Origin of the sequence: Streptosporangium sp. NPDC006930 (assembly GCF_040635605.1) — a bacterium.
GTDB lineage: Bacteria > Actinomycetota > Actinomycetes > Streptosporangiales > Streptosporangiaceae > Streptosporangium.
Map to the genome: position 1 here is coordinate 85,658 of NZ_JBEYID010000008.1, position 16,526 is coordinate 102,183.

Annotated in this window: 14 protein-coding genes; 10 read left to right on the forward strand and 4 right to left on the reverse strand. The window is 69.3% G+C overall.

What is annotated here, in order from left to right; translation table 11 throughout:
- The first annotated feature begins 48 nt into the window (after nucleotides 1-48).
- The gene (locus ABZ664_RS16285) at nucleotides 49-2,229 is read left to right on the forward strand and encodes a transglycosylase domain-containing protein (RefSeq protein WP_362509470.1); all 2,181 of its coding nucleotides are present in this window, start codon (nucleotides 49-51) and stop codon (nucleotides 2,227-2,229) included.
- Nucleotides 2,230-2,355: 126 nt separating this feature from the next.
- Here the strand turns inward: ABZ664_RS16285 and ABZ664_RS16290 are convergent, their stop codons facing one another.
- Nucleotides 2,356-4,473, reverse strand: coding sequence for a thioredoxin domain-containing protein (locus ABZ664_RS16290; RefSeq protein WP_362509473.1), 2,118 nt, complete (start codon nucleotides 4,471-4,473; stop codon nucleotides 2,356-2,358).
- Nucleotides 4,474-4,619: 146 nt separating this feature from the next.
- Between ABZ664_RS16290 and ABZ664_RS16295 the strand changes: the two genes are divergently transcribed.
- From ABZ664_RS16295 to ABZ664_RS16310, 4 genes are all read left to right on the forward strand, one after another.
- A complete protein-coding gene (locus ABZ664_RS16295) occupies nucleotides 4,620-5,726 on the forward strand; it encodes an RNA-guided endonuclease TnpB family protein (RefSeq protein ID WP_362509476.1) in 1,107 nt (368 codons plus the stop codon).
- Between the two features lie 606 nt (nucleotides 5,727-6,332).
- Entirely contained in the window at nucleotides 6,333-6,914 is a 582-nt protein-coding gene (locus tag ABZ664_RS16300; protein ID WP_362509479.1) for a DUF2243 domain-containing protein, read from the forward strand.
- Between the two features lie 56 nt (nucleotides 6,915-6,970).
- Complete coding sequence (locus tag ABZ664_RS16305; RefSeq protein ID WP_362509482.1) at nucleotides 6,971-7,792, forward strand: cytochrome c oxidase assembly protein; 822 nt, start codon at nucleotides 6,971-6,973, stop codon at nucleotides 7,790-7,792.
- Between the two features lie 51 nt (nucleotides 7,793-7,843).
- Nucleotides 7,844-9,004, forward strand: a complete 1,161-nt coding sequence (locus tag ABZ664_RS16310) for a hypothetical protein (RefSeq protein WP_362509485.1) — start codon at nucleotides 7,844-7,846, stop codon at nucleotides 9,002-9,004.
- A 202-nt stretch (nucleotides 9,005-9,206) separates the two neighbouring features.
- Here ABZ664_RS16310 and ABZ664_RS16315 read toward each other — a convergent pair whose 3' ends face one another.
- The 3 genes from ABZ664_RS16315 to mca form a co-directional block, all read right to left on the reverse strand.
- Nucleotides 9,207-9,524 (reverse strand): GNAT family N-acetyltransferase, encoded by a 318-nt coding sequence (locus ABZ664_RS16315; protein ID WP_350950387.1) that lies wholly within the window; start codon nucleotides 9,522-9,524, stop codon nucleotides 9,207-9,209.
- 136 nt (nucleotides 9,525-9,660) lie between these two features.
- Nucleotides 9,661-9,861 carry a hypothetical protein gene (locus ABZ664_RS16320; RefSeq protein WP_350950386.1) on the reverse strand — a complete coding sequence of 67 codons (201 nt, stop codon included), beginning with the start codon at nucleotides 9,859-9,861 and terminating at the stop codon, nucleotides 9,661-9,663.
- Between the two features lie 34 nt (nucleotides 9,862-9,895).
- Nucleotides 9,896-10,792 carry a mycothiol conjugate amidase Mca gene (gene mca, locus ABZ664_RS16325; protein ID WP_362509489.1) on the reverse strand — a complete coding sequence of 299 codons (897 nt, stop codon included), beginning with the start codon at nucleotides 10,790-10,792 and terminating at the stop codon, nucleotides 9,896-9,898.
- A 227-nt stretch (nucleotides 10,793-11,019) separates the two neighbouring features.
- On the opposite strand from mca, the gene ABZ664_RS16330 reads away from it, so the two are divergent.
- From ABZ664_RS16330 to ABZ664_RS16350, 5 genes are all read left to right on the forward strand, one after another.
- On the forward strand, nucleotides 11,020-11,448 hold the full coding sequence (locus ABZ664_RS16330; RefSeq protein ID WP_362509492.1) for a DUF4307 domain-containing protein: 429 nt from the start codon (nucleotides 11,020-11,022) through the stop codon (nucleotides 11,446-11,448).
- Between the two features lie 110 nt (nucleotides 11,449-11,558).
- The gene (greA, locus tag ABZ664_RS16335; protein WP_350950305.1) at nucleotides 11,559-12,059 is read left to right on the forward strand and encodes a transcription elongation factor GreA; all 501 of its coding nucleotides are present in this window, start codon (nucleotides 11,559-11,561) and stop codon (nucleotides 12,057-12,059) included.
- A 199-nt stretch (nucleotides 12,060-12,258) separates the two neighbouring features.
- Entirely contained in the window at nucleotides 12,259-13,536 is a 1,278-nt protein-coding gene (locus tag ABZ664_RS16340; RefSeq protein WP_362509494.1) for a C40 family peptidase, read from the forward strand.
- A 186-nt stretch (nucleotides 13,537-13,722) separates the two neighbouring features.
- Nucleotides 13,723-14,250, forward strand: coding sequence for a hypothetical protein (locus tag ABZ664_RS16345; RefSeq protein ID WP_362509497.1), 528 nt, complete (start codon nucleotides 13,723-13,725; stop codon nucleotides 14,248-14,250).
- Between the two features lie 289 nt (nucleotides 14,251-14,539).
- Nucleotides 14,540-16,339 (forward strand): phosphoenolpyruvate carboxykinase (GTP), encoded by a 1,800-nt coding sequence (locus ABZ664_RS16350; RefSeq protein WP_362509500.1) that lies wholly within the window; start codon nucleotides 14,540-14,542, stop codon nucleotides 16,337-16,339.
- Nucleotides 16,340-16,526 lie beyond the last annotated feature (187 nt).

Genomic DNA, 16,526 nt, shown 5'->3' on the forward strand with positions numbered 1-16,526 from the left:
GTCCGCAACCGTCGGGGGTCAGCGGCGGGTCCTATCGGGGGGTCACGCGTGTCAAAGGGCGGGACGAGCAGTCCCAGGAGGAAACTCCTGAGAATCACACTCATCGTCTTCGGCGTCGGGATCATCTCGGCGATCGGCCTGCTCGGGGTGGTGTGGGCGATCACTCCCATCCCCGACAGCACGCAGCCAAGGGCCACCGCGCAGGGGTCGGTGATCTACTACCGCGACGGCAAGACCGTGCTGGCCAGACAGGGTGTCAACCGCAAGAGCGTGACCCTCGACAAGGTGCCGCAGAGCCTGCGGAACGCGGTCATCGCCGCGGAGAACCGCTCCTTCTACGAAGACCAGGGCGTCTCCCTCTCCGGCACCTTCCGCGCCATGTGGTCCACGATCAGCGGCCGGCAGCTCCAGGGCGGCTCCACGATCACCCAGCAGATGGTCCGCAACTACTACAGCGGTCTCAGTCAGGAACGTTCCATAATCAGGAAACTCAAGGAGGTCATGATCTCCTTGAAGGTGGACCAGTCGAAGTCGAAGGACTGGGTGCTGGAGCAGTATCTCAACACGATCTACTTCGGCCGGGGCGCCGACGGGGTCCAGGCGGCGGCCGGAGCCTACTTCGGCAAGGACGTGAGCAGGCTGAGCGTCGCCGAGAGCGCCTACCTCGCCGCGGTGATCCAGCAGCCCTCCAGGTTCGCCGACCCGCAGGGCCCCGACCTGCACGCGGCGAGGGACCGCTGGAGGTCGGTGGTCGACGGGATGGTGGCCACCGGGGCCGTCACCTCGGAGGAGGCCGCCGCGCTGACCTTCCCCACCCTCCGCAAGCCCAAGGCGATCTTCGCGCCCAAGGGGCAGGAGGGCTACATGCTCGACCAGGTGACGGCCGAGCTGAAAAGCAGGGGCTACACCGACGAGGTCATCAACCAGGGTGGGCTGAAGATCGTATCGACCTTCGACAAGAACCTGATGGCCGCCGCCGAGCGTGCCGTCACCTCGGTCCTGCCGGACGACACCCCCAAGAAGGTCCGCACCGGGCTCGCCGCCGTCGACCCCGCCACCGGTGAGGTCGTGGCCTTCTACGGCGGACGCAGTTACGCCGCCAACAAGTTCGACAACTCCTTCTCGGCCAAGGTGCAGGCCGGATCGACGTTCAAGGCGTACACGCTGGCCGCGGCCCTGGACAACGGCTTCGGCCTCGACACCAGGGTCGACGGCAACTCCCCGCTCAGGATCGCCTCCGCCGACATCCCCAACTCGGGCGGCTACTCCTACGGCGAGGTCAACCTCGTCAAGGCGACCCAGAGCTCGGTGAACACCGCGTTCGTCGACCTCGGCCAGAAGGTCGGCCTGAGCAAGGTCATCAAGGTCGCGGAGAGCGTCGGAATCCCCCGCAAACAGCTCGACCCGCACCGGGGCGCCGCCACGCTCCCGCTCGGCGTGGCCTCGGTGAGCGCAGTCCAGAACGCCTCGGGTTTCGCCTCCTTCGCCGCCGAGGGCGTCCACCGCGAAGCTCACGTGATCCGTTCGGTCACCGACGCCGAGGGCAACGTCGTCAAGAGCTCGACCAAGGGCAAGCGCGCCTTCGGCGAGCAGGCCGCCATCGACGCCACCTACGCGCTCACCCAGGTCGTGGAGGGGGGCACCGGCTCCGCCGCCCGCCTCTACGACCGTCCCGTGGCGGGCAAGACGGGCACCACCGACGAATCGGCGGCCGTGTGGTTCGCCGGGTTCACCCCGCAACTGGCCGTAGCGGTCGACATGTTCCGTGACGACAACAAGCCGGTGACGGTGAACGGCAGCGCCCTGTACGGCGGTTCCTACCCCGCGCAGATCTGGCGGGCCTTCATGACCGAGGCGATGGAGGGCAAGCCGGTCAAGGAGTTCAAGGAGCCGTCCAACTACGGCTACGCCCCGTACGACTACAGCTCGGGCGACCAGCACGGCGACGACCAGACCGGCGGCCAGGACACGACCACGCCCGGCCCCGACGAGGCGGCCACCCCCGGCCCCGACCAGAGCGCCACCCCTGAACAGGAGACCCCGGGGCCCGGCCAGACCTCGGCCCCCGAGGACACCGGCGGAGGAACGGACGGTCCCGGGCCAGGCAGGGGTGAGGACCTCGGCGGCGATGGCGGCGGAGGCGGCAGGGGAGACCGAGGAGACAGGGGCGGTGACTTCGGTGTCGACGACCTGGGCCGCAGGCTCGGCGACCCCGGCCTGGACAACTGAACCGGCCAGGCCGGGGCGGCTGAATCCGGGCCAGGGCGCCTGGTCATGGCTTGGGCGCCCTGGACTCGGCCAGAGCAGGTGAAACGGCCAGGGCGACCGCACCCGGTCTGGACGACCGAACCCCGGCTACGCCTCACCCACCAGCTCGGCTCGAAGGGCCTCGGGGGTGGTGACGGGCATTCTGCAGGTGAAGCCGCGGCACACGTACGCCGCGGGCTCGCCGCCCACCAGGCCCCGTCCGGCCAGCAGCGGCACCTCCCCGGAGCCGGCGGCGGTACCGCTATCGGTATCGGGACCTGAGCCGAAGCCGGCATCGGGAGCGGAGGCGGCATTGACAGCGGTATCGGAGCCGGTGGCGGGACCCGGTTCGCCGAGCGCCAGCACCAGACCCGGCAGGGGAGACAGCAGGGCGGTCCTGTGCAGGGCGGCCGTCGCCGGATCGCCCGCCGGGCCCACGATCGCGACCTCGATCGGACCGGACACCGCGGCCTGGGCCGCGGCCAGCCCCCACCCGGCGAACCTCGCGTGTTTGTCGGCCAGCACGGTGACCGTGCCCAGGGCCGCCTCGGCAGCCTCGCGGTGCCTGGCCGAGCCGGTCAGCGCGGCGTACGAGAGCAGCGCGCCCGCGGTGGCGAACTGGCCGGACGGCGTGGCGTTGTCGGTCGCGTCCCGTGGGCGCTGGAAGAGCGGCTCGGCGTCGTCGGCGGTGTCGTAGAACCCTCCGGAGCCGTCGGAGAACCGCTCCAGGACGGTATCGAGCAGCACCTCGGCCCGCCGGAACCAGCGGACCTCGCCGGTCACCCCGTACAGGGTGAGCAGGCCCTCCGCGAGGTCGCCGTAGTCTTCCAGGACTCCCGCGTTGGTGCCGGCCCTGCCGTCGCGGGAGGTGCGCAGCAGCCGGTCGCCGTCCATGTGAAGCTCGTCGACCAGCACGGCCGCCTCGCGCGCCGCCTCGACGAGGTCCGGCCGCTCGAACAGGGCGCCGGTCTCCGCGAGGGCGGCGACGGCCAGACCGTTCCAGGCGGCCACCACCTTGTCGTCCCGTCCCGGCCGCACCCGGCGGGACCTCGCGGCGAGCAGCGCGGAGCGTACCCGGGCGAACCGCTCCTCCTCGCCGGGATCGGGGTCGGCGAGGAGTTGTAGCACCGAGGTGCCGTGCTCGAAGGTCCCGGTCACCTCGAACAGCTCGATCGCCCAGAGCCCGTCCTCCTCGCCGAGGACCTCACGGAGCTCCTCGCGGGTCCAGGCGTAGAACTTGCCCTCCACGCCCTCGCTGTCGGCGTCCAGGGCGGAGGCGAAGCCCCCCTCGGGGGTGCGCATCTCGGCCAGCAGCCAGTCGGCCGTCTCCAGCGCCACCCGCCTGCCCAGAGCGGAGCCGGTGGAACGCCACCAGTGCGCGTAGACCCGCAGGAGCAGGGCGTTGTCGTAGAGCATCTTCTCGAAGTGAGGAACCACCCAGTCGGCGTCCACGCTGTAGCGGGCGAAGCCTCCGGCGAGCTGGTCGTAGATGCCGCCCCGCGCCATGGCCTCCAACGTCCGCCCGGCCATGGAAATCGCCGCGTCGGCGGTCGCCCGCCCTCCGGCTTCCCCGGCCGCCGCGCCCCCGGTGGCCGCGCCGTACCGCAGCAGGAACTCCAGCGCCATCGACGGCGGGAACTTGGGTGCCCCACCGAAACCGGCGCGGACCGGATCGAAGGACTCGGCCAGGTTGTGCACGGCCCGGGTGAGCGTGTCCGGCGTGGGAAGCGGCCCGGACGGCAGCGCCGACCGCTCGTTCAACGCCTCCACGATCTTCGAGCCCTGTTCCAGCACGGCCTCCCGCTCGCCGGTCCAGGCGTTCGACACCCCGGTCAGCAGTCGCTGGAACTGCTGCCTGGGAAAGTAGGTGCCGGTGTAGAAGGGGTGGCCCCCGGGGGTGGCGAAGACCGTCATCGGCCATCCACCGTGACCGGTCATGGCCTGGGTGGCCGCCATGTACACCGCGTCGACATCCGGCCGCTCCTCGCGGTCGACCTTCACGTTGACGAAAAGCTCGTTCATCAGAGCGGCCGTGGCCCGGTCCTCGAAGGACTCGTGGGCCATCACGTGACACCAGTGGCAGGCCGAGTAACCGACGCTGATCAGCAACGGCACGTTCCGCCGGGTGGCCTCGGCGAACGCCTCCTCGCCCCATTCGAACCAGTCGACGGGATTGTCCGCGTGCTGCAACAGATAGGGGCTCGTCGCGTCCTTCAAACGGTTCATCAGAAACCTCCAAGGAAATCCCCGCCTTGAGGCGAGGAAGGAATCGGACCCCTGCGGAGCAGGGCAGGGACAGGCGATTCGTCGTCAGGCGAATCGTCGTACCGAACGCGCACGATCTCTAATTGGTCGTGGCTAACATCTGAGCCGTGGCGCAGATCGTGAAGCGGGCCTACAAGTACCGCTTCCACCCGACCCCCGAGCAGGCTGAAGAGCTCGCCCGGACGTTCGGCTGCGTGCGCCTGGTCTACAACAAGGCCTTGGAGGAGCGTAGCCGCGCTTACAGGCTCGAAGGGCGCCGTGTCTCCTACGTGGAGTCGTCGGCGGCGCTGACCGAGTGGAAACGCAGCGGTGCCTACGATTTCCTGTCCAAGGTGTTGTTGGTCCCCCTGCAACAGGCGCTGCGCCACCTTCAGGCGGCGTTCACCAACTTCTTCGCCAAACGCGCCAGGTACCCGACGTTCAAATCCCGCAAGAAGTCGTGGGCGTCGGCCGAATACACCCGCAGCGCGTTCCGCTGGCGCGAGGGGGAGTTGACGCTCGCGAAGATGGACGCGCCGTTGAACATCGTGTGGTCGCGTCCCCTTCCCAGGGGGGCGCAGCCGTCCACGGTGACGGTGAGCAAGGATGCGGCGGGCCGCTGGTTCGTCTCCCTGCTGGTCGAGGAGAAAATCACCCCGCTTGCTCCGAGCGTGAACGCGGTCGGCGTGGACGCGGGGATCACCGCCCTGGTCACTCTCTCCACCGGAGAGAAGATCACCAATCCGAAGCACGAGCGGGCCGACCGGCGCAGGCTCGCCAAGGCTCAGCGGGGCCTCGCCCGCACGGAGAAGGGGTCGAACAACCGGGCCAAGGCGAAACTCAAGGTCGCCGCGGTGTATGCCCGCATCGCCGACCGGCGCCGCGACCACCTGCACAAGCTCACCACGCGTCTCGTCCGTGAGAACCAAACGGTCGTGATCGAAGACCTCACCGTGCGCAACCTGGTGAAGAACCACAGCCTGGCCCGCGCGATCTCGGGTGCCTCCTGGCGTCAGACGCGCACCATGCTGGAGTACAAAGCGCAGTGGTACGGGCGGCAGCTGCTGGTCGTGGACCGCTTCTTTCCCTCGTCCAAGCTGTGTTCGGCCTGCGGCGTCCTCCAGCGATCCATGCCGCTGAATGTGCGGGAATGGACCTGCGCCTGTGGCGCGGTCCATGACCGCGACGTCAACGCCGCGAAGAACATCCTCGCCGCCGGGCTGGCGGAGAGGTGAAACGCCTGTGGAGCCGGTGTAAGACCTCAACGAGAGTCCTCTCGGGCGGGCAACTGGCGGTGAAGCAGGAACCCTCACGGGCGACCGTGGGGACTCCCCTCCCTTCAGGGAGGGGAGGAGGTCAGGGAGCCCTTTCCCGCGTGCGCGGTGCGTGAACGGTGGGTCCTCCTGTCGGTAGTGCCGGTCGCAGCCCTTTCCCGCGTGCGCGGTGCGTGATTCCTCTCGCGAGGTGCGCGGAGGTCGCGCGTCGTGGTTCTTCCCGCACGATCCCCCTCACACCTTCCCCGGAGGGGGACGACGCCGCGAGCACGGGCGGGACGCCCGTCGCGCGGCCGCCATCGCCATGATCGATTTCCGTGCGGCCGTGGTCGAAATTTTAGGCCGTGAGCGACGCACCCGGGTGCGTCGCTCACGTACGCACGCCGGTGGCTCTGGTGAGGTTTGCCGGGGAACCCTGCCACATCCACGGGTGGAGCGACCCTTCTTCTCTTCTCGGTGAAGCGGCAGGTCGGCGGGCCGGTGGGCGGGATGTGATCACGGACCGCCTGACCCGTACGTGGGACGGACAGGACTGACCGGGGGCGAGCCGGGAACGAGGGGGCCGTGATGACGAACAGGCCAAACAGGCCAAACAGGCCGGACAGGTCGGAAGGCAAGGCCGGTGTCGGGCGGATCGCCCTGCCGGGCGCGGTGTTGGGCGTCGGGCTGGGAGGGTTCGTCGACGGCATCCTGCTGCACCAGATCCTGCAGTGGCACCACATGCTGTCCAGCACGAACACCGACAACATCGGGGTGAGGTACTACCCGGTGGACACCGTTCCAGGGCTGCGGATGAACACGCTGTGGGACGGGCTGTTCCACGCGTTCACCTGGCTGGCGGTGCTGATCGGTCTCGGCCTGCTGTATTCGCGGGTCCTGCACTCCCGTGGCCGGGTGTGGAGGTCGCGGGAGCTGTGGGGCTGGATCCTCGTCGGATGGGGGGTGTTCAACCTGGTGGAGGGCGTCGTCAATCACCATCTGCTGGGCATCCACCACGTGCGGACCGGGCCGTACCAGACCTGGTGGGACCTGGGGTTCCTGCTCCTGGGCGTGGCGCTGGTGCTCGGCGGGTGGATGCTGCGACGCGGCGGCGGCCCGGTCGAGCTGTGCGAGGAGGGCGGGCGGGCCCCCGCCGCGCCGACGTCGTGACCGCCCTGGCCCATGGGACTCACGGGGTTCACGGGGTTCACGGCGGCGGCGATCTGGTGGCGGCACTGCCGCCGACGGTCCTCGCCGTGGTGGCGGTGGGATACGTGCTTCTGGCGGTGCGGCGCGGCCGTGAGCCCAAGGGCTGGAACCGATGGCGGACGGCGGGTTTCCTCGCGGGCGTCGCGCTGGTCGCCGCCGCCGTGACCGGCCCCGTCTCCGCGTTCGCCGAGACGGACTTTCGCGGGCACATGCTGCAGCACCTGATGATCGGCATGCTCGCGCCGCTGGGCCTGGTGCTCGCAGCCCCGGTGACGTTGCTGCTGCGCTCGCTGCCGCCGGTCCACGGGCGGCGCGTCGGCGCCGTGCTGCGCTGCCGGGCGGTGCACCTGCTGACCGACCCGTGGATCGCGCTGCTGCTCAGCGTGGGAGCCATGGTGGCGCTGTACTGCACCCCGCTGTATCGGATCACCTCCACCGGCGGGCTGTCGCACCACCTGACGCACCTGCATTTCCTGCTGTCCGGCTGCCTGTTCGCCTGGGTGATCGCCGGCCCCGATCCGGCGCCGCGGCGCCCTTCTGTCCCCCTCCGGCTGGTCGTGCTGGGGGTGGCGATCGCCGTACACACCGCGTTGTCGCAGCTGATGTACGCGGGGCTCCTCGTCGACGTGCCGGTGCCGGCCGAACAGCTGCGCGGAGCCGCGGAGATCATGTACTACGGCGGGGACATCGCCGAACTGCTGCTGGCGTTCGCGCTGGTGAGCACCTGGCGTCCCGCGCGGGCGGCCGCCCGTTCCGGCCCCGGAGCGGGCCCCGGATCGGGCCCCGGAGCGGGCCCTGCGGCTTTCCGGACAGACGCGGTGTCCCGGTACGGGAGGTGACACCGGGCGGGAAGGTGTGTTCGCGGCGCTTCGGGCGTAGGCTCACTGGGCGTGGATCTCGACTTCGTCTGTGTGCACGCCGGAAGGGCGGCTTCCGAGCTGACCCGGCGTGATGTTGCCCGCGCGCTGCTCGCCGTGCCGTCAGGGGTGGCGCTGGTGGCGCTGCCCGATCTGAGGCGGGCGCTGCTGGCGGCGGGAAACCCGCTGTCGGTGCCCTTCTGGGACTCCGCGAAGGCGACGCTCGGCGCGATCGAGTCCGGCGCCGCGACCGTGGGGGATGTGCAGCGCTGGATGGAGTCCACGGGCACCGAGCCGCTCCTGCTCACTCCGAGCTTCTTCGTCTGGCCCGAGGAGGACGAGCGGGGGCCGGTCGGTGAGGAGATGTTCCGCGGGCTCGTCGCCCACCTGGAGGAACGGGTCGCAGCGGGGGAGATCGACCCGGACGCGCTCGCCCGGGGCGACGAGGGGGCGAGGGAGGCCTACGCGGACCTTCAGGAGCGCTGGCTCACCAGCCCGCTGCCCGACGGCCGGGTCCCCGGGACGGCGGTCTCCGACGAGCAGGACGAGGAGCTGTTCGCCGCCTGGGACGAGGAGGAGGCGTTCGCCCTGAGCGAGTTGCGGCGCATCCTGGCCGAGTTGCCCGCCCCTGAGCGGCCCGTCAGGGAGTTGCGGGCCGCGGCGAGCAGGCTGCGCGAGGTGCTGGGCAGGCCCGGCTATCCGGGCAATGTGCTGCGGGCCTGCGCCGGGTACGAGGGGGAGCCGCTGCCGGCCGATGACGAGGAGCTCTGGCTGACCGTCACGGCGGGCATCGCGGGGCCGATCTCCGACCTGTCGGAGGAGGGCGACCGGCTGGAGATCTTCTCCGATCTGGACGGGGAGCTCAGCCACGAGGACTCGGTGCTGGCCGCCCTGTGCGCGATCCACCACGCCGACTGGCTGGCCGTGGTCGCCGCCCTGGCCAGGCGTGGCCCCGGGGTTCTGGCGTCCCCTGAGCGGATCGCGAGGCTCATCGCCGAGTCGGAGGACATCGACGTCGATCTGGACGAGCCGGAGGACCTGGAGGCGGCCGAGACGCTCTTCAGCTCGGTCACCCCGCTCTGGGCGTGCCTCGGGATCGTCGACAGGACCGAGGTGCTCACCTCGCTGGGCCGATGGGGGCTCCCCAAGGCCTTGGAGCGCGCCTGGTCCTCGACGGACACCCTCGGCGACTGACGGGGACGTTCGCGTACGACCCCCGTACGACCTGGGGGAAGCCTCAGGATTCCGACACGTGCTCGCACGGCTCCCGTGCGGCTCAGGGAAACCCTCGTGAGCCCGCCGGGGTCCGGCCGCGGCGCCGTCCGATGACCGGCGATCCTCGCGTGACTTTCCGCCCTCGATTCCCGGCCCTCGGGTTCCGGGGTGAACCGCGAGGTCAGGCCTCCTCGTCGAGGAGGTCGCGATAGCCCTCGGGCACCAGATCCCTGTATTCGGGGTGGCGCCGGATGTAGCGGGAGATGAACGGGCAGAGCGGCACGACCGACCGACCCGACGAGCGGCTCGCGTCGAGGGCCGCGGAGGCGAGCCTGCTGCCCAGGCCCTTGCCCTCGTGCTCGGGGAGGATCTCGGTGTGGGTAAAAATGATCTTCCCGGCGCGCAGGCGGTACGCGGCGAACCCGGCGACCTCGCCCTTCAGCAGGATCTCGAAGCGGAGGGCCTCGGGGTTGTCGGAGACCTCGATGTCGTCGGCCATGCTCGTCCTCGCTCGTTCTCGGGGGTTTCGGTTCGGCCCTCTGCCGTGCGTGTCGCACGGTGGCCGGTCGGGGCCGTGGGGCCGGAGACGTGGGCGATCACCCCGGGCACGCCGGAGGTGCGCGGGGTCGTCGGAGCTAGGGAGCGGTCGGCGTCGTGGTGGTGACGTCGGTCTTCTGCTCCCTCAGCTCGGCCTCGGAGGGGACCTCGATCCTGGAGATCTGCTTCCTCATCGACTTGACCAGCATGTAGAGGGCGAACCCCAGACCGGCGATGACGAGGAAGCCCAGGAGGCCCGGACTGACGTCACCCTTGGTGACGATGTCGAATGCAATCACATGTCAAGTTTGCCACCGCCACCCCACGGTCGCGTCAGTGGCAGGCGTGCGAGACCGTGTCCGCGGGGACCTCCGCGTGGATGCCCGTGAACAGGTCATCCTCGGGAAGCCCGACGTCCACGAGCGATCGGGCCAGGTGGTAGTCCTCGGTCGGCCAGATCTCGCGCTGCAGGTCGCGCGGGCAGACGAACCAGAAGCCGTCCGGGTCGACCTGCGTGGCGTGTGCGAGCAGCGCCTCGTCGCGGAGCTCGAAGTAGTCGCCGCAGGGGATCCGGGTGGTCACCGGCCACTTCTGCGGGCGATCTTCCCAGCGGGAGATCCAGTCGGCGTACGGGGAGCCGATGCCGCGGGCGTTCATCGCCTCGTGCAGCGCCTCGAACCGGTCCTTGGTGAAGCCCATGTGGTAGTAGAGCTTCATGGGCTGCCAGGGCTCGCCGGTGCCCGGGTAGCGGTCGGGGTCGCCGGCCGCCTCGAACGCCTCGACCGAGACGCGGTTGGTCATGATGTGGTCGGGGTGCGGGTAGCCGCCGTCGTCGTCGTAGGTCAGGATCACGTGCGGCCTGAACTCGCGGACGGCCGCCACCAGCGGCGCCGAGGCGATCTCCAGCGGCTGCAGGGCGAAGCAGCCCTCGGGCAGCGGCTCGCTCTCGTCCTCGGGCAGGCCGGAGTCGATGAAACCCATGAAGCGCTGCCGCACGCCGAGGATCTCGCGGGCGCGCTCCATCTCCAGGCGCCGGACCTCGCCGATGTTCTCAAGAATCTCCGGGCGATCCATCTTCGGGTTCAGGATCGACCCGCGCTCGCCTCCGGTGAGCGTACAGACCAGCACGTCCACGCCCTCCGCCACGTAGCGTGCCATGGTGGCGGCGCCTTTGCTCGACTCGTCGTCGGGATGCGCGTGAACGGCCATCAGCCTGAGCGGTGCACTCACGGGCTCGGTGTCTCCTTATGTCGGTCGCGCGTCGGATCGTCGCCGGTCGCCTCGCGGACGGCCCGCCTGGCCGTGTCTTCCGCTCCGCTCGACGTGGTGCCCCCGCGCGCCCTCGGCTTACGTCACTCTAGGGAGAGGTTAGTTTCTCTTGGGCGGTCGCGAGGGCGAGGCCCTCGCAGGGGACAATTGTCTCGGATAACACCGAGGTAGTGCAGGGAGATTCCGTCATGGCCACCAGCGAAGCCGAGAAGGGCCGTCGGGACGGTCCCGTCCTCGGCACCCCGGGCGACTTTCCCGACCGCCCGGAGCGCAGGGGGCGTTTCGTCGTGCACGCCGTGATCGCGATCCTCTGCGTCGTGTGCGCCGGAGGGTGGGGCTACGTGATGTGGGCGGCGAAGGGGGACACGGAGGTGATCGACCAGGTCATCGCATTCGACACCAGTCGCGGCGATTCTGTGCAGATCACCTTCGAAACGGTCAAACCATCCGATCGTGCGGCGCTCTGCCGCCTGCGGGCCACCGATGTCAGCCACGTCGAGGTCGGCAGCAAGGAGGTCAATATTCCGGCTGGTGAGGGGTATGTTCGGCTTACCGAACGGCTAGAGACCAGTGCTCCGGCCACTTCCGTTCATGTCCAGTACTGCTATCTCGTATAGTGAGACATTTGGGGAGGCGATCGGAGGGTTAACTTGTTAGCCTTTCGAGATTCGACCGACCGCACCCCCAGGCACCAAGCACGAAGCCCCCGAGGAAGCAAGGAGAACCCGTGGCCGACTCCCACAACGAGAGCGTCACCTGGCTCACTCAGGAGGCGTACGACCGCCTGAAGGCTGAGTTTGAGCACCTCTCGGGGCCCGGGCGCGTTGACATCGCCAAGAAGATCGAGGCGGCACGCGAAGAGGGCGACCTGAAGGAGAACGGCGGCTACCACGCCGCCAAGGACGAGCAGGGCAAGATGGAGGCCCGGATCTTCCATCTCCGCCAGATCCTGGACAGTGCCAAGGTTGGTGAGGCGCCCCGCACCGAAGGCGTGGTCGGCCCTGGAATGACGGTCACCGTCCGCTTCGAGGGCGACGACGAGGAGGTCGCCTTCCTGCTGGCCTCGCGCGAGGAGAGCGGCGCCCCGATCGACGTCTACTCGCCCAAGTCGCCGCTCGGTTCGGCGATCAACGGCAAGAAGATCGGCGAGAAGGCGACCTACACGATGCCGAACGGCCGTTCCAACACGGTCGAGATCCTTGAGGCCGTGCCGTACATCGGCAACTGACCTCCGCGAACCCTGATCGATTCGCTGATCCGCCGGGACGGGCGTCCCGGCGGATTGCCGTGTGTCGGAAGATTTGACAGTCTTTCGCAAGACTTGCGGCTGCATTGCAGATTGGGTGCTTTTCAGTAGGTTTGCATGCATCGTGGGACCGCCTGCGGCACGCTCGTAGGGCTGGAGTTCGTGGGGAAGGGGATGTGTCGTGTTCAAGCGGCGACCACGTGTCTCCGACCTGATCCGGGAAGCCCGGCAGGACCTCGCCTACAGCCCCCGTCCCCGCTACAGCCACCGCACCGCCCGCCTGATGAGGCGGGCCGTTCCGATCCTGGCGGTCCTGCTCGTCGGCCTGCTGGCCACCGGTCTGATGGTCTTCACCCAGATGCCGGAGACCAAGCCGGAGACGATCACGATGCGCAAGTCCGTCGCCACCCTGCCGACCCAGGTGGCCAAACCCGTCCAGGGCGGGCAGGGCGGTAGCTCACCGGAACCGGTGGCGCCGCTCACCTCGATGCGGCAGCCGCACCTGTTCGTCGTCGCGAACAGGCCGCTCAGCGCGGCCGTGGTCGCCAAGGTCGCCCAGGTCTCCGGGGTGCGGGCGGTGGAGCGCGCCGACGCCGCCGAGGTGGTCCTGGACGGCAAGCGGGTGCAGACCCTCGGGGTGAACCCCTCGACGTTCCGCGCGTACACCCCCAAACCGACCGCGCGCTCCGACCGGCTCTGGCGGAACGTCTCGGCGGGGGAGGTCGCCGTCTCCTTCGTCCTGGGCAACGACGGGGGCATGCCGCTGGGCAAGACCTTCACCACCGCCGGGCGCGAGCTGCGCGTCGGCGCCTACGCCACGATGGGCATGGGCGCCATCGACGCCGTGGTCTCCCGGCCGACCGCCCGCGCCCTGGGCATCCCGGAGAACAACGCGCTCGTGGTGAGCGCGCCGAAGGCCGACTCCACGAAGCTGCGCCTCACCCTCCTGCGGGCCCTGCCCAAGGGGGCACAGGTCGCGGTGATCAACCCGGTGCTGCGGGCTCCCGGCAGGACCACCGCTCCCAGCAAGACCACGACGACCTGGTCCGCGAGCTCCTTCATGACCGCCCCGCAGGTCACGACCGCCCTCACCGCCGCGATCGGCAAGCTCGGCCGCCCGTACGTGTGGGGGGCCGAGGGCCCCGACAGCTTCGACTGCTCGGGCCTGGTCCAGTGGGCGTACGCGCAGGCGGGGATCAAGGTGCCCCGGGTGACGCACCAGCAGTTCGTCTCCGGGCCCCAGATCCCGCTCGCCCAGGCGCAGCCCGGTGACCTGCTGTTCTGGCGGCACGACCCCACCAATCCCGGCTACGTCTCGCACGTGGCCATTTACTGGGGAGACGGCAAGATGCTGCACGCCCCCAGGACCGGCGACGTGGTCAAGCTCGTCCCCGTCACCACCCGCAACTTCGCCGGGGCCGTCCGGATCAGCCCGGGGGTCGCCGCCCGGGTCCGCTAGCCCGGTGGTGCCGACGGGGCCGCCGGCCCGGTGCCGAGCGCGCGACTTCGATCGCCCCCGAGGGCACTCGCCTCGCTCACCCGGGGGCCTGACTTGGGCCCACTCCGTTTCCTCGCCTGCGGGCGCCTCTCCGGTCTTCCCTCGCGATGCTGGCTTCGATCTACGAAGCGATGTAATCTAAATTACATGGAAAATGATGAAGCAGTGGAGAAGCTGCGCGGCTGGTTCTTGGGGAGGCTGCCCGCGGAGTGGTTCGAGGGTGGAGTGGAGATCGTGCTCGACCGCGAGGAGATCGCGGTGGTCGGCAGGCTCCGGGCTCCCGAGCTCGGTGACGACGTCTCGGAGGTGGAGCGTTCCGCCGCGGTGGAGGGCGGCATCCTGCGTTTCCGTGAGGAGACGAGGGAGCGGCGCGTCGAGATCGCGCTGGAGGCCGAGCATCGTTTCCGCAGGAAGGTCTCCTGGGGCGTCGCGGTCGGTGACGAGACGGTGATGTTCACCACACTCTCGGTGCCCGTCATGACCCGGCTCAAGCAGTCGGAGCGCCAGGTGCTCGACACTCTCGTCGCCGCCGGAGTGGCCCGCAGTCGCAGCGACGCGCTCGCCTGGTGCGTGCGTCTGGTGGGCAACCACACCGACACCTGGCTGGCGGATCTGCGGGACGCGCTGCAACACGTCGACCGTGTACGGGCCGCAGGACCGGACGTGAATTCCTGACCCCAGCGGGGAAAATGGCGAAAAAATTGGTCTGAACCTGTCCGATGATTGGTTTAGACCTTTCTCATTGGCCTATACCACTGGCGGAACGGCTTTTTTAGAGTCACTTCTTTTGGGTAGGGGTTTCAAAACCCTGCGTCTCCTGCCTGGGCATACGTCGACAGGGGCGTCGGGTCTAGGGTGTCGCGACGCATGATCGCGTTAATTCAGTGGTCTACGCCAATTGGATTGGACGCGGTCCGGTCGTCAATGATGCCTTGGTCCCGGGAAGTGTAAAGGAGCCCAAGTAGTGTCCGTTACCGTAGATGCCACCGCCGTCAGCCCGACCAGCCACGAGGAACTCGCGGGGTGGGTCAAGGAGATCGCCGAGCTGACCCAGCCGGACCGGATCGAATGGTGCGACGGCTCCGAGGCCGAATGGACCCGCCTGACGAACCTGCTGGTCGAGCAGGGCACCCTCACGCGCCTTTCCAAACGGCAGAACAGCTTCCACGCCGCCTCCGACCCCAGCGACGTCGCCAGGGTCGAGGACCGGACCTACATCTGTTCCGAGCGTGAGGAGGACGCGGGGCCGACCAACAACTGGATCGCTCCCGCCGAGATGCGCCGTACCTTCGGCGAGATCTTCAAGGGCAGCATGCGCGGCCGGACGATGTACGTGGTGCCGTTCTGCATGGGCCCTCTGGGCGGTGAGATCTCCCAGCTCGGCGTGGAGATCACCGACTCGCCGTACGTGGTCGTGTCCATGCGCGTCATGACCCGCATGGGCGAGGACGCCCTGCGGCTCATCGAGGAGCGCGGCGGCTACGTCAAGGCCGTCCACTCGGTCGGCGCCCCGCTGGAGCACGGCCAGGACGACGTGCCGTGGCCGTGCAACCCCACCAAGTACATCAGCCACTTCCCCGAGACCCGCGAGATCTGGTCCTACGGTTCCGGGTACGGCGGCAACGCCCTGCTCGGCAAGAAGTGCTACGCCCTGCGCATCGCCAGCACGATGGCCCGCGACGAGGGCTGGCTCGCCGAGCACATGCTCATCCTCAAGATCACCCCGCCCTCGGGAGAGACGCGCTACGTCGCGGCGGCCTTCCCGAGCGCCTGCGGGAAGACGAACCTCGCCATGCTCCAGCCGACCCTCCCCGGATGGAAGGTCGAGACGATCGGCGACGACATCGCCTGGATGCGTTTCGGCGCCGACGGGCAGCTGCGCGCGATCAATCCCGAGGCGGGATTCTTCGGCGTCGCCCCCGGAACCGGCGAGTCCACCAACGCCAACGCGGTCAAGACGCTGTGGGGCAACAGCATCTTCACCAACGTCGCCCTCACCGACGACGGCGACGTGTGGTGGGAGGGCCTCACCGACGAGCCCCCGGCGCACCTGACCGACTGGAAGGGCCGCGACTGGACGCCGGAGTCCGGCGAGCCCGCCGCGCACCCCAACGCCCGCTTCACGGTCCCGGCCGCGCAGTGCCCGACGATCGCCCCCGAGTGGCAGGACCCCGAGGGCGTGCCGATCTCCGCGATCCTGTTCGGCGGGCGCCGCGCCAGCGCGGTCCCCCTGGTGACGGAGGCCTTCAGCTGGCGGCACGGCGTCTTCGTGGGGGCGAACATCGCCTCGGAGAAGACCGCCGCCGCAGAGGGCAAGGTCGGCGAGTTGCGCCGCGACCCGTTCGCGATGCTGCCCTTCTGCGGTTACAACATGGGCGACTACTTCGCCCACTGGCTCAAGATCGGCCGACGTGAGAACGCGCGGCTGCCGCGCGTCTACTACGTGAACTGGTTCCGCAAGAACGACGAGGGCAGGTTCATCTGGCCCGGCTTCGGAGAGAACACCCGCGTTCTCAAGTGGATCGTCGACCGCCTCAACGGCGAGGCGGAGGCGGTACGCACCCCCATCGGCCTGCTCCCCGCCCGGCTCGACACCGAGGGCCTCGACGTCTCCGACGAGGACATGCGGACGCTGCTGAGCGTCGACGAGGAGATCTGGAGGCAAGAGGCGTCGCTCATGCCCGCCTTCTTCCAGACCTTCGGCGACCACCTGCCGGGAGAGCTCTGGGAGGAGCACGAGGCCCTCGTCGCCCGCCTGGGCTGAAAGGGCCGTGCCATCCGGGCGTGACGGAGACCGGGAGCCGAGGCTTCCGGTCTTCGTCATACTCGGGGCGGGTGGCCGCATTTCGCCTGGTGACCGACATCTCACTGACTCGCCGTCGAAGTCGGGCGAAACTTCTGCCAGGCTGTGCGCGTCCATCTGAGTGCACGGGACGCCGCTCCTGTGGCCC